Annotated in this window: 12 protein-coding genes and 4 pseudogenes; 13 read left to right on the top strand and 3 right to left on the bottom strand. The window is 56.5% G+C overall.

Annotation, left to right across the window (positions count from 1 at the left end):
- The first annotated feature begins 80 nt into the window (after positions 1-80).
- Complete coding sequence (gene dapF / locus NFS22_RS17630) at positions 81-866, top strand: diaminopimelate epimerase (RefSeq protein WP_251319014.1); 786 nt, start codon at positions 81-83, stop codon at positions 864-866.
- A gap of 202 nt (positions 867-1068) precedes the next feature.
- Here dapF and NFS22_RS17635 read toward each other — a convergent pair.
- Positions 1069-1304 (bottom strand): annotated as a pseudogene (locus tag NFS22_RS17635) (transposase); the annotation flags it as partial.
- A 23-nt stretch (positions 1305-1327) separates the two neighbouring features.
- Positions 1328-1515 (bottom strand): annotated as a pseudogene (locus NFS22_RS17640) (SDR family oxidoreductase); the annotation flags it as partial.
- A gap of 603 nt (positions 1516-2118) precedes the next feature.
- On the opposite strand from NFS22_RS17640, the pseudogene NFS22_RS17645 reads away from it, so the two are divergent.
- Together NFS22_RS17645 and NFS22_RS17650 are read left to right on the top strand one after the other, a co-directional pair.
- Positions 2119-2381 (top strand): annotated as a pseudogene (locus NFS22_RS17645) (transposase); the annotation flags it as partial.
- 286 nt (positions 2382-2667) lie between these two features.
- Complete coding sequence (locus NFS22_RS17650) at positions 2668-4194, top strand: recombinase family protein (protein ID WP_277614845.1); 1527 nt, start codon at positions 2668-2670, stop codon at positions 4192-4194.
- Between the two features lie 97 nt (positions 4195-4291).
- Here the strand turns inward: NFS22_RS17650 and NFS22_RS17655 are convergent, their stop codons facing one another.
- Positions 4292-4591, bottom strand: coding sequence for a hypothetical protein (locus NFS22_RS17655; protein ID WP_251319015.1), 300 nt, complete (start codon positions 4589-4591; stop codon positions 4292-4294).
- A gap of 183 nt (positions 4592-4774) precedes the next feature.
- Here NFS22_RS17655 and NFS22_RS17660 point away from each other — a divergent pair, with 183 nt between their 5' ends.
- From NFS22_RS17660 to NFS22_RS17710, 10 genes and pseudogenes are all read left to right on the top strand, one after another.
- Positions 4775-6319, top strand: coding sequence for a nitrite/sulfite reductase (locus NFS22_RS17660; protein ID WP_251319016.1), 1545 nt, complete (start codon positions 4775-4777; stop codon positions 6317-6319).
- Between the two features lie 53 nt (positions 6320-6372).
- Complete coding sequence (locus NFS22_RS17665; RefSeq protein WP_251319017.1) at positions 6373-7368, top strand: FecCD family ABC transporter permease; 996 nt, start codon at positions 6373-6375, stop codon at positions 7366-7368.
- Positions 7365-8120 carry an ABC transporter ATP-binding protein gene (locus NFS22_RS17670; RefSeq protein WP_251319018.1) on the top strand — a complete coding sequence of 252 codons (756 nt, stop codon included), beginning with the start codon at positions 7365-7367 and terminating at the stop codon, positions 8118-8120. Before NFS22_RS17665 ends, NFS22_RS17670 begins: the two co-directional genes overlap by 4 nt.
- Before the next feature lie 223 nt (positions 8121-8343).
- Positions 8344-9822, top strand: a complete 1479-nt coding sequence (locus tag NFS22_RS17675; RefSeq protein WP_251319019.1) for a 4Fe-4S dicluster domain-containing protein — start codon at positions 8344-8346, stop codon at positions 9820-9822.
- Positions 9823-10038: 216 nt separating this feature from the next.
- Entirely contained in the window at positions 10039-11064 is a 1026-nt protein-coding gene (locus NFS22_RS23885; RefSeq protein WP_420908888.1) for a transposase, read from the top strand.
- 53 nt (positions 11065-11117) lie between these two features.
- A complete protein-coding gene (locus NFS22_RS17690; RefSeq protein WP_251319020.1) occupies positions 11118-11483 on the top strand; it encodes a hypothetical protein in 366 nt (121 codons plus the stop codon).
- Positions 11480-12067, top strand: coding sequence for a Gp15 family bacteriophage protein (locus NFS22_RS17695; RefSeq protein WP_251319021.1), 588 nt, complete (start codon positions 11480-11482; stop codon positions 12065-12067). Before NFS22_RS17690 ends, NFS22_RS17695 begins: the two co-directional genes overlap by 4 nt.
- A gap of 125 nt (positions 12068-12192) precedes the next feature.
- Positions 12193-12339 carry a hypothetical protein gene (locus NFS22_RS17700; RefSeq protein ID WP_251319022.1) on the top strand — a complete coding sequence of 49 codons (147 nt, stop codon included), beginning with the start codon at positions 12193-12195 and terminating at the stop codon, positions 12337-12339.
- Positions 12340-12387: 48 nt separating this feature from the next.
- On the top strand, positions 12388-12555 hold the full coding sequence (locus NFS22_RS17705; protein ID WP_251319023.1) for a hypothetical protein: 168 nt from the start codon (positions 12388-12390) through the stop codon (positions 12553-12555).
- Positions 12556-12616: 61 nt separating this feature from the next.
- A pseudogene (locus NFS22_RS17710) lies at positions 12617-13131 on the top strand (hypothetical protein); the annotation flags it as partial.

Genomic DNA, 13131 nt, shown 5'->3' on the forward strand with positions numbered 1-13131 from the left:
CCCACCGGGGACGGTTTTGCCGTCCCCGGTCTTTCTGCGTCTTTTTGCGCATAAGCTGACACCGAAAGGGGTGTTGACCAATGCGATTTACCAAAATGGAAGGACTGGGCAACGACTACATCTACCTCAACTGTCTGGAGGGCGCTCCGGAAGACCTGCCTGAGCTGGCCGTCCGGCTGTCCCGCCGCCGCTTTGGGGTGGGGGCGGACGGAATCATCTGTATCCGCCCGGGCCGCGGGGGCGACTTTGCCATGGAGATGTACAACGCCGACGGCTCACGGGGGGCCATGTGCGGCAACGGTATCCGCTGTGTGGGCAAATATGTCTACGACAAGGGGCTCACCCGCAAGACCTGCCTCACCATTGACACCGACGCCGGGCCCCGAACGCTGGAGCTCCACCTTTTGGGAGACCGGGTGGACCGGGTGACGGCGGACATGGGGGCGGTGACGGCGGGAGCCCCCGTCACGCTGGAGGCGGCGGGGACGGCCTTTTCTGTCATCCCAGCTGACGCCGGCAACCCCCATGGGGTGATTTTCTGTCCGGACCCGGAAGAGGTGGACCTGGAGAGGCTGGGACCCCTTCTGGAGAACCACCCCGCCCTGGGGGAACGGCGGAATATCGAGTTCGCCGCCTGTCCCAACCGGGAGCACATCACTCTGCGGGTGTGGGAGCGGGGGAGCGGAATTACCCTGGCCTGCGGAACGGGGGCCTGCGCTGTCTTCGCCGCCGCCCTGAAAGAAAACCGCTGCAGGCCCAAGGTGGAGGCAAAACTGCCCGGCGGGGTACTTACCCTGGAAAAACGGGGGGAACATATCTTTATGACCGGCCCCGCGAGAACAGTGTTTGAGGGGGAAGTCCCATAAACGGCTCCCCCCATGTAAAAAAGCCGGCGGGAGGCCGGGCTGAGGAGGGATTTTCTCGTAATTTGTCAAGAGAATTGCGAAAATTTTTATAAATTTTTGATAGTGTCTACACAAATTAAGCGGGGAAAGCAGCCCAAATAGCGATACAACGGACGTGTACCGCAGCGATAAAGGCATCTGAAGTCTTGGCATAACAAGTGGCAATACCTCTTCTGCGCCAACGGATGAACCGCTGATGAACGCTGCCCCACTTCCCGTAATCCGGAGGTAAAATCCCGCCAGGGCGGCCCCGGTTCGCAATACCCAAAACACTGCATTGATAAAACGGCGATTATCCTGGGCGATCCCTCCCCACTGGCCGCGCTGTCCTGGCAGATGTGGTTCCAGCAATGACCACACCTTATCGCTTATGTCATGTCTGTGATAGCTGACATCCATCGTTTTCTCCCCTGTCTTTTTTAGGACGCGGGGATCAGCAAGGTCCAGATGGGCTCCGACGCCACCGCAATGACCCGGATGCCCTGTTCGGTCAGGGACAGGGAGAGGACCGGATCAGGGCGATGATGGCCCCCTTGGTGGCGCTGCAGTCGATCAGGTCCCTATTCCCCTTGTAGGCTGTGACCGAGGCGGTATTGATGTACTCCCGTCCCGACCCATGTAAGGGAGGGCGGTATTTTGAAGCCGGCCATGTTATATGTACACTTTTTGCATTCCGTAGGCAAATACCTCCTTTCCCCATTCTATGTGGTCGGAGGTATTTGCTTTTCATATTTTGCGGCCCCTGCTTCATACAGTTCCTTGGAGGCGATTTTTATGAAAGACCCTGTTTTAGTCTTAAACGAATCCCGCACGCCGTCTTTCAAGGATGACAACAAGATAGTTAACCAGACTGTCACTGCCTGGCTTTCAAAGGAACTCCAGAAATGACGAAATAAAAAGAGGGACAACACTATATGTTAGCCTTCTGATGGTTCCTATTCCAAATCGTGATCTTGAATCCTTTTATGCGCTATATGGTAGACCTCATCGTCTTCACATACCCCGATTACAATCAGTACCATACGATCCTTTTCGCGAATAAGCTGGTAGACAATACGCTATCCAGCGCTGCACAGCTTGACCTTGAGGAATCCAACTAACTGTGTATGATCTTTGTTGCCCAACCGCTTCGGAGATTTACACAAATTTTGGAATTGTCTAAATTCGAGGGTTGATGTACATAAATATACAACTTTACTTTGCTACTTCATAGTTTTGGGTATTGCGAACCGGGGCGCCCTGGCGGGATTTGCCTCCCGATTACGGGAAGCGGGGCAGCGTTCATCAGCGGTTCATCCGTTGGCGCAGAAAAGGTGTTTGGGAAAAACTTCTGGAAATTCTGATTGACGAACCAGATTATGAATGGCTGATGATCGATGCAAGCCATATTAAAGTGCATCCCCAGGCGGCGGGAGGGAAGGGCGGCAATCAGGATATGTCCCGGACAAAAGGGGGCTCAATACCAAAATACATCTGTTGAACAAGGAAATCGAAACTGTATTTTCAATTGCTCCGCGAATTGCATCCATCTTGCTCACACTCCTTTGCTATCATTATTATACATTTTATTGGTAAATATGTTAATAAATTTATCTATATTTACCACATCATATTTTCCTGTCTATATTTCATACGCTTTGAGTGCCTTTGCTGTTTTACCGGCAAAGGCATTTAAAATAATTCCTTGCCGCGCGGCTGCTCATAGGGTATGATGTTCTTGAGCAGTTACGCCTTGAAGGAGGTGTAACAAATCCTTTGCGCGATTTATACACGACTGAGTAAGGAGGACGAAGACAAGCATCAGCCTGAGTCCGAGAGCATCCAGAACCAGAAGTCCCTGCTGACCCGCTACGCCATTGAACATGGGTGGGATATTTACGGCCTGTTTTGTGATGAGGACTACTCCGGCGTGGACAGCCAGCGCCCTGACTTCAACCGCATGATCGAGGCCGCCAGGCAGAAAAAGTTCCAGATTGTCCTGTGCAAGAGCCAATCTCGTTTTACCCGGGACATGGAACTGGTTGAAAAGTATATCCATGGCCTGTTTCCTATCTGGGGGATTCGGTTCATTGCGGTGGCTGACAACGCCGATACCGAGGTCAAGGGCAACAAGAAGGCCCGGCAGATCAATGGCCTGGTGAACGAGTGGTACCTGGAGGACCTGTCGGAAAACGTCCGTATGGTGTTCGACCTGAAGCGGCGGGAGGGCAAGTACATCGGTGGCTTTCCCATCTACGGCTACCGAAAGGACCCGGCGGACAAGAACCACATCATCCCCGACCCGGAGGCGGCGGAGGTGGTGCGGCAGATCTACCAGTGGTCGCTGGAGGGGCACGGGCGGCAGAATATTGCCTATCTGCTGAACCAGCAGGGCATCCCCAACCCCACCCGCTACAAAGCGGAGCGGGGCTGGACCTGCAACCACCCTATTAAGAACGATTTCGGGCTGTGGAATAAGGTTACGGTAGGGCGAATCTTGACGAACGAGATGTACACAGGGGTCATGATCCAGGGGCGGCGGAGGAAGGTCAGCTACAAGTCCAAGGTCATCATTGACACGCCGGAAAGCGAATGGTACCGGGTGGAGGGCACCCACGAGGCCATCATTGACCGGGCGACCTTTGAGGCGGTTCAGCGGGGGTTGAAGCTGCGTACCAGGACGGACGGAACAGGAGAAACCCACCTGTTAGCTGGGCTGGTAAAGTGTGCCGACTGCGGCAGTACCATGAGCAAGTGCTCCAACGGGAAGCAGGCCTATCTGCGGTGCAGGCTGTATGCCGACAGCGGCGGTCAAAAACTGTGTACCCGGCACTCGGTGCGGCTGGACCAGCTCACTGACCTGATCTCGGAGCGCATCCGCTACTACGTCCAGACCTGCTACCAGCTGGACCTGAACGACATTCAGCCTCAGAAGGATACCCGGCGGGAGGCGCTGGAGCAGGAGCAAAAGAGCTTGTCCGCCCAGCTGGAGAAGCGCAGTCAGGCGCTGAAAACACTGTACTTAGATAGAGTGGCCGGTATCCTCAGCGAGGGGCAGTTCGTGGAGCTGAACCAGTCCTTTCTGGAGGAAAAAAGCCGCCTGGAGCGGCGGCTGGGGATCATCAACGAGAAGCTGACGGAGCGGGACCATTCCGAGAACCAGGATGACCTGATGGAGCGGGCGCGTGAGCTGTTGAAGCTGGAAACCGTCCCCCGAGAATTAGTCGTTGGATTGGTCGAGAAAATCGAAATTTGCGAGAAAAACCCGGAAACCGGACAGCAGGAGGTCAAGGTTTTCTGGAAGTTCTAGGGATAGGAAAAAGGCTCCTTTGCCAAAGGAGCTGTCAGCCGAAGGCTGACTGAGGATTGTGTTTCGCCGCAGGCGAAACGTGCGAAGCAAAATGTACTTAGGTCACAACCCCGTGGGGCGCGGTGCCGTCCACCAGGGCGACGCGCAGGGTGGGGAGGATAATGGCGTCCAGGGAGTCCGGGTCGCCGGAGCAGACAATGTACTCGGTGTCCAGGCCGGTTTCCTGGGCCCAGGCGCCTATTTTGCGCATCAGGGTAGACTTGCCGCAGCCGGGGCCACCCTTTAAGATATAAATGGCCCTGGCCTCCTCGGGAGGGAGCAGGTGGTCATACAGGGAGTAAAAGCCGGTAGGGGAGTTGGCCCCCAGAAAGTATTGGATATTTGGCAAAGCAGTCATAAGCGACCCTCCGTATCAACGTTTTTACGCCTCAGCCTATGTTGCGGCGGGACAATTTGTGAGAAAGCCAGCTGACAAAAGCAAATCGGGGATTGCATCCTGTTCCAGTTTTTAGTATAATAAATAAACGATATGATGCCGCCAATAATATGGACAGATTGATGAAGGAGAGGTTGAAACAGCATGGATAAACAGTGGACTGATACCTTCCGCAGCGAAATTGAGGGTTTTAAGGATACTATCTCCGCCTTTGACAAGGGAGAGATTGACCGCAAGGACTACAAGGGGGTGTCCGGCGGTTTGGGCTCCTACGCCCAGCGGGACGCCTCCAAGCACATGCTTCGCCTGCGCATGGCGGGCGGGCGTTTGACTTTGGAGCGGCTGAAGTTCCTGGCCGAAGTGGTAGAGCGGGAGCAGGTGGCCCGCATGAAGCTGACCACCTGTGAGACCATCCAGCTCCACGACCTGCCGGCGGAGCGGGTGCCCGTCATTATGGAGGAGGCCATCGGCTGCGGCATTCTCACCAAGGGCGGCGGCGGCGACAACCCCCGCAATGTAATGGCCAGCCCCCTGTCCGGCGTCCAGACCGGCGAGGCCTTTGACGTGATGCCCTACGTTGGCGCGGTTACCAAGTATCTTTTATCCATTTGCCGGGACATCAAGATGCCCCGCAAGCTGAAAATCGCCTTCTGCAACGGCGTGGACGACTGTGTCCACAGCGCCTTCCGGGACATGGGCTTTTTGGCTCAGGCGGACGGCACCTTTGCGTTGCGCATTGCCGGCGGACTGGGTGCGGCCCGGCCCTCTATGGGCGTGCTGGTGGACGAGCATGTGAACCCCAGGGAGGTCCTCTACTACGTCCGGGCCATGGTAGACACCTTCTGCGCCCACGGCGACTACAACAACCGGGCCCGCGCCCGCACCCGCTATATGCAGGACACCCTGGGCCCCGACGGCTTAAAGGAGGCCTTCCTGAAGAACGTGGCCGCCCGGAAGGCGGAGGGCGGACTGGAGCTCACCGGTTTGGAGGCCCCCGCTCATTTTGTTGCGCTGGACGGCGGCACGGTGGATCATCCCCGGGCCATTCCCCAGAAGCAGCCCGGCATGTACGCCGTCAAGTACCACCCCATTGGCGGTTTGCTGCCTGTGGAAAAGCCCCGGCAGCTGTATGAGCTGCTGAAGGACCTCCCCGGGGCTGAGATCCGTGTGGCCCCCCATGAGACGCTGTATATCATCAACATCCCCTCCGCCGAGGCGGAGAAGGTGCTGGCCGCCACCGGCGACGGCGCGTCCACCGAGTTTGAACACAGCGTGGCCTGTATCGGCGCCGCCACCTGCCAGCAGGGGGTCCGGGACAGCCAGGGCGTCCTCCAGACGGTGGTTCAGGCCGTCCGGGAGGCCAACATTCCCGACGGGGCTCTGCCCAGGATCTGCATTTCCGGCTGTCCCTCCAGCTGCGCCGCCCATCAGGCGGGGGCTATCGGCTTCCAGGGCGGGGTCAAGCTGGTGGACAAGAAGCCTCAGCCCGCCTTTAAAATGTCACTGGGCGGCACGGACCAGCTGGGCAAGGCCCGGTTCGGTGAGGGGGCCGTTTCCATCCTGGAGAGCGACATGCCCGCCCTTCTGGTAGAGCTGGGCAAAGCCGCCGTAGCGGCAGGTCAGAGCTGGGAGCAGTGGTCTCTGGATCACGCCCAGGAGCGGGACGCCATCATTGCCAAATACGCGTAAGATCAAACGCCGCAGGGACGGCCCCTTCTGGGCCGTCCCTCTTTTTACAAAGGATGTTGTCTGTGAAACGAAGCTTTGGGGCTGTGGCCGCCCTGGCGGTGCTGGTACTGCTGGCCGCGGCGGGCAGTCTGGCCTTTGGGGCGGTCTCCATTCCGCCTGGGGAGGTGGCGGCCGTTCTGGTGGGCCGGGGCGGAGCGCTCCAGACTCAGATTGTGCTCTATGCCCGTCTGCCCCGGCTGTGCGGCTGTCTGCTGGCGGGGGCGGCGCTGGCCTGCGCCGGGGTTATCATCCAGGGCGTGCTGGGCAACCCGCTGGCCGCGCCCAATATTATTGGAGTCAACTCCGGAGCAGGACTGGCCACCGCCATCTGCTGCGCCGCCGCCCCGGGGGCGGCGGGGCTGACCCCAATCGCCGCCTTTCTGGGGGCTTTGGCGGGAGTAATGCTGGTTCTGTTTATCTCCGAACGGGCGGGGGCCGCCCGGATCACCCTGGTACTGGCCGGGGTGGCGATATCGGGCATGTTCAGCGCCGGGATTGACGCCGTTGTCACCTTTTTCCCGGACGCCCTCAACGGCTATACCGACTTTCGTATCGGCGGAGTGCGGAACCTGTCCATGGCCCGCCTGACCCCCGCCTTTTGGGTAATCGCCGCGGCCTTGCTCATTGCCCTGTCTCTGTCCAACGAACTGGACCTGCTTCTGCTGGGCCGGGAGACGGCCCAGAGCCTGGGCCTGCCCGTCCGGGGACTTCGGCTGGTCCTGCTGATGCTGGCGGCGGCCCTGGCCGGGGCGGCGGTGAGCTTTGCAGGGCTGCTGGGCTTTGTGGGGCTGCTGGTGCCCCACATCATGCGCCGGCTGCTGGGGGAGGAGAGCTTTGTGCTGCTGCTGTCCTCAGCGCTGGGAGGGGCGCTGCTGCTCACCGTCTGCGACCTGGCCTCCCGGCTGATATTCGCCCCCTTTGAACTGCCCCTGGGGGTGGTGCTGTCTCTGGCGGGAGGCCCCTTTTTCATCTGGCTGCTGCTGCGGCAGAGAAGGGGGGGAGGGGTGTGATCCAGCTGAAGGATATCCGGGCGGGCTATCCGGGGCGGCCTGTGCTGGAAGGGGTCAGCCTGGACTTCCGCCCCGGCGAGGTGCTGGCCATTCTGGGCCCCAACGGCTGCGGCAAAAGCACCCTCCTCCGGACGGCCAACGGCCTGCTGCCCCGGACGGCGGGAGAAATCCTGCTGGACGGTGTCCCGCTGGAGCGTCTGTCCGCAAAAGAGGCTGCGCAAAAGGTTGCCTATCTGCCCCAGTCCCGCTCTGTGCCCAACATTACCGCCGGCAGGATGGTGCTCCATGGCCGGTTTCCCTATCTGTCCTACCCCCGCCGCTACCGGCAGGAGGACCATGAGATGGTGCAAAGGGCGCTGGAGTGGGTGAGCGGGCTGGAGCTGGCCCCCCGGATGCTCACCCGGCTGTCCGGCGGACAGCGGCAAAAGGTGTATCTGGCCATGGCCTTGGCTCAGAACACGTCAACAATTCTGATGGATGAGCCCACCACTTATCTGGATGTGAGCTGTCAGATGGAGGTGATGGGGCTGGCCCGCAGGCTGGCGGAGGAGGGCCGGGCGGTGGTGATGGTCCTCCACGACCTGCCCCTGGCCCTGCGCTATGCCCACCGGGCCGCCCTGCTGTGGGAGGGGCGGGTCTGTCAGACCGGCACACCGGAGCAGCTGTATGAGTCGGACGCCCTGGAGCGGGTCATGGGCGTGTGTCTGGGCCGGGTGGAGACCGGGGAGGGCTGGCGGTATTTTTACCGCTGAGCCGGGATAAAACAGTTTGTAAAATCTAACTGTGGACAAGGTCTAAAAGGGATTGAGGAACGGCCTTGGAATGGTGTAAAATGTCTCTTGACACAGCGGTATCCTTAGAGTAAAATGTGTTCGAAATGAATGAAATCCTGCAAAATGCAGGAAAAACCTCCTGAAATTGCAGGGATTCCATGCGGCCTGTCTTTGGACAGGGAAAAGAAGAAGGAGAGAACATATGCACACTTTTGAGACAAAAATCCAGGAATTGAAAACTTCCGTTTTGACCGAGGTGGCCCGCCTGACCTGGGAGGATAAGCTCCAGAACGGCATTCTGGATGTGCCTGAAAAGATTATCCCCGGCCCTGAGGCCAGCCTGCGCTGCTGCATCTACAAGGAGCGGGCCATCATCAACAGCCGTGTGAAAATGGCCATGGGGGGCGACAAGAGCAACCCCAGCGTGGTGGAGGTCCTGCCTATCGCCTGCGACGAGTGCCCGGTTACCGAGATGACCGTCAGCGCCTCCTGCCGGGGCTGTCTGGCCACCCGCTGCGTCCATGCCTGCCCCAAGGACGCCATTACCATTGTCAACCACCGGGCCAGCATTGACCACAGCAAGTGTATCACCTGCGGCAAGTGCGTCAGCGCCTGCCAGTACAGCGCCATTGTCAAGAACCAGCGCCCCTGCGAGAAGGGCTGCCCCGCCAAGGCCATCTCCATGGGCCCGGACAAGAAGGCCTCTATTGACATCAACGAGTGCATCTCCTGCGGCAACTGCGTGTATCAGTGCCCCTTTGGAGCCATTCAGGATAAGTCTTGGATTGTGGATGCCATCCAGATGATCCAGGGCGGAGCCCACTGGGGCTACAAGACCTATGCGGTGATCGCTCCCTCTATCGCCGGTCAGTTCTCCCCCGCCACCTATGGCCAGGTGGTGGCCGGAATCAAGAAGCTGGGCTTCTCCGGCGTGGCCGAAGTGGCCCTGGGCGCGGACATGGTGGCCGACCGTGAGTCTGAGGAGCTGGTGGAGAAGGGCGTGCTTACCTCCTCCTGCTGTCCCGGCTTTGTGGGCTACGTGAAGAAGAAGCACCCGGAGCTGAACCAGTATGTCTCCCACACCCCCTCCCCCATGGTCATGATCGGCCTGCACCTGAAGGAGAAGGAGCCCGACGCCAAGGTGGTCTTCATTGGCCCCTGCGTGGCCAAAAAGAAGGAGTTCCAGCTGGGCCGCACCATGAACGCCATTGACTGCGTGCTTACTTACGAGGAGCTGTTTGCCCTGTTTGCCTCCCGGGACATTGAGCTGGAGAAGCTGGAGGAGGCCTCTTTGGACGAGGCCAGCAGCTATGGCCGGAACTTCGCCCGCAGCGGCGGCGTGGCCGAGGCCGTGGTCCAGACCTTAAAGGAGAAGGGCTCTGACTTTGAGGCCAAGGCCGTCCCGTGCAGCGGCACCGCCGCCTGCGAGGTGGCACTGATGAAGCTGAAGGTGGGCCGTCTGGAGGGCAACTTTATTGAGGGCATGGCCTGCGAGGGCGGCTGTGTCCAGGGAGCCGGCTGTCTGGTCCGGAGCCCCAAGAACAAGCTGGACGTGGAGAAGCACGCCAAGGAGGCCAAGGACCGTGGTGTTGTCCAGGCCGTCAATACCGCCAAGGGAATCGAAACCCCCGCTCCCGCCAAGGCCGCTGCCAGCACTGAGAGCAAAGCGGAAAAAGCGTAACCAAATATATTGAACCCCGCTGTCCCATTGTACCGCTCCAGGTTGTGGGGACAGCACAAAAAGACCCTTGTGGCAGAAAGTATGAAGTTTTAAGCGGAGAGGCGTCGCACAAGCGGCGCTTCTCCAGTTTTTAACTGGATGTGCTCATGATTGTAGAATTAAGAGCCTATCCATAAATTATATGAGTAGTGATATAATGTTCAGGGGTGTGATAAGATGGAAAAGAGAAAAGGGACACAATCCTGGACAATATCAGACGAACTCTGGGAAGAAATCAAAGAGTATATTCCGAAAAAGCAGCGAGATCCGAACAAGCATTACCAGAAAGCACCGGGACAGGGACGGCCAAGCCTGCCTGCCCGACAGGTGCTGGAAGGAATCTTCTATGTTCTGCGAACCGGGTGTCAGTGGAAAGCTGTTCCGCGAGAATATGGGTGTGGCAGCAGTATTCACCGGTATTTTCAAGAATGGCAGGCAGCGGGTTTCTTTGAAAACATATGGGTATTGGGCTTGGAGAAATATGACGAATTAGAAGGAATTGGCTGGAAATGGCAGAGCGTTGATGGCTGTATGATAAAAGCGCCTCTGGCCCGAGAGCCGGTGGGACATATGTATTTCCTCCTGTGTGGCGCTTCTATTCTACACCACACAGGAGGTTTACACAAACTTTGGGATGTTCTCCATTTTCCGGCGCTGCCTCTGACAAATACGGAGCATTTGTTAGTCAGCAATTTAGCAGTTGGATATTACTATCCCGTGTTATCTGATATTAGCTTCGCCATAAAGGGCGGACAGAAGGTTGTCATTACTGGCTTCAATGGAATTGGCAAGTCAACGTTGCTAAAAACACTGATTGGACAGCTTCCGGCTCTGCATGGACAGTTCAAGTTTTCGGCGCAAGTTACGTTTGGCTACTTCGAACAGGATTTAGTATGGGACGATGATAACCGGACACCGATAGAAATTCTTTCCGATGCTCATCCCGATATGGTGATGAAAGAAATTCGGAAACACCTTGCTCAATGCGGAATTTCAAGCAAACACGCTATGCAGCCTATTGGGTCATTGAGTGGCGGAGAACAGGCAAAAGTGAAAATGTGTCTGCTGACACTTATGTCTATTTCTCTGTGCTCACCGGGAAGGGAGAAAAGGGTACCGCTTCCATCATCGTCAACAGCGACGGCGGCGGCAACGCCGGGGAGAACTCCGCAATCTCCATTGATCTTCGGAGCGTGGGCGTGAAGCCCACCGAGTACACATACGCCGCCGGGGCCAGCGTTTAAGGAGGAAACAGCATGACTTACAAGGTAAAAATCAACGGCAAGGAGTACATCCTGCCCGCCCGCACTATGACTGTCAACGAGCAGATTGCGGAGTTCAGTGAAATTGATAAGATGCAAAATGCCGGGGAGTTAACTCTGCGGCAGGCGGTAGAAAAGATTTACGCTTTTGTGGAGAACATGGCTCCCGGCGCTTTTCCTGAGTTTGAGGAAACCGATACCAACGAGCTGAATAAGGCGGCGTTTGATATTATCTACGCCTACAACGCCCCAATGACAAAAGCAAAAATAGAATCTCAGATGTCTGCCGCCCGGGAGCTTCTGAAAAATACCGAGATTCAAAAGCTCCTGGCGGTGGTCCCCATGCTGAATAAAAAATGAGCCTGTATCAGGCCCCGCCGGAAACAATCAAGGTCAACGGCTGGGGATACCCGGTTGATACGGACTTCCGGGTTTGGATGGAGTTTCAATCCATCATTCTGAGCGGTGGGCAGGAAAAGGAGAGGTCAGAACGCCTGGCCGGGTTTATGGACCGGCTGGGCCTACCTTCCTCCAGGGAAGCCCTTGACGCTATGCTGACCTTCTACACAGCGGAGAGTAAGGAGAAGCCTGTATCCGCTCAGAAGTCCCGTCCTATGGCCTTTGACTTTCAGCAGGACAACGAGTATATCTACGCCGCGTTCATGGGAGCGTACAAAATCGACCTTACCACGGCAAAAATGCACTGGTGGACCTTCAAGGCCCTGTTTAAGGCCCTGCCCGATGACTGCGAGCTGTGCAAAATCATGCGGTATCGGACCATCGACCTGAAAGACGTGCCCAAGGACCAGCGGCGATTTTACGTGGAGCAGAAAGCCCGGTACAGCCTGGGGAAACAGGCAAGGCACCGGACGGAGCAGGACATGAGGGATTATGTCAAACGCCGGTTTGAGGAAGCACAGCGGCAGGCAGAGCATAAAAAATAACGCCTGATTGCACCTCGAAAACTTCATAGAGATAGCGGAAATTTCAAAAATATTCTGCAAAGCGCCTTGACAATGGGTTAAACCCATGTTATAATAAAGCCAGCCTAAAGAAAGGAGGGCCTGACATGGGGCAAACCGACAGCCAATTCAAGTGTAACATCAGGTTTATGGCAGACGCCATAAAGGACGCCAGAAACGAGACGGACGCAGCAAAGAAGGACCAGCTTCTGGACAGAATTCTGGAAAATCTGCAAAAGACACTTGAGGACTGAGGAGAAGGGGGCCGGGAAACCGGCCCCACTCTATAAAAGGGTGATGATATGGCAGAAACACAGGCCAGAAAAGACTGGACAAAGGAAAACACCACCTTTGTTGGACTGAAGCTTAATAACCACACGGATAGAGACATTTTGGACGCTTTGGAGGGAAAGCCGAAGCAGACCGAAATAAAACGGTTAATTCGTGAAGGGTTGAGCAAAAGCGAATAATTTGAAATCTCCGCTATCTCTATGAGGTGGCGGGGATTTTTTGCGTAAAGGTGGTGAGAGCGTGGCAAACGACGGAACTGTAAAAATCGGGGTTGAATTTTCCAAAAACGATATTCAAAAAGGGTATAAAACTATCCAAGATGAGGCTAAAAAAACGGCCAATTCTTTAAAGAGTGTCAACGACGCCTTGAAGCTGGACCCCAAGAATACCGACCTTCTGATTGAAAAGCAGAAGCTTTTGACAAAAGCGGTCGCGGCTGCGGAACTCCAAGTTTCAGAACTAAGCAAGGAACTGGAAAAAGCAAAGGAATCAGGGCTGGAGGAAAAAGACGCAGAGGCATACCGTGAACTGGTTACAGCCTTGTCAAGGGCGACAGTAGAGGCGAAACAGTACAATGATGAGCTGAAAGACGTTAACAAGTCACTTGATTTAGACCATGGAAGTGTTGACACACTTGTTGAAAAACAAATGTATTTCCTCCTGTGTGGCGCTTCTATTCGAGACCGCCGAAAAATCTGTGTAAACGACAAAAACTGCAAGTATGAAAAGCAACGACTCAGTCAAGAATGGAAATA

The organism is Flintibacter muris (assembly GCF_943192995.1).
GTDB classification, from domain to species: Bacteria; Bacillota; Clostridia; order Oscillospirales; family Oscillospiraceae; genus Lawsonibacter; species Lawsonibacter muris.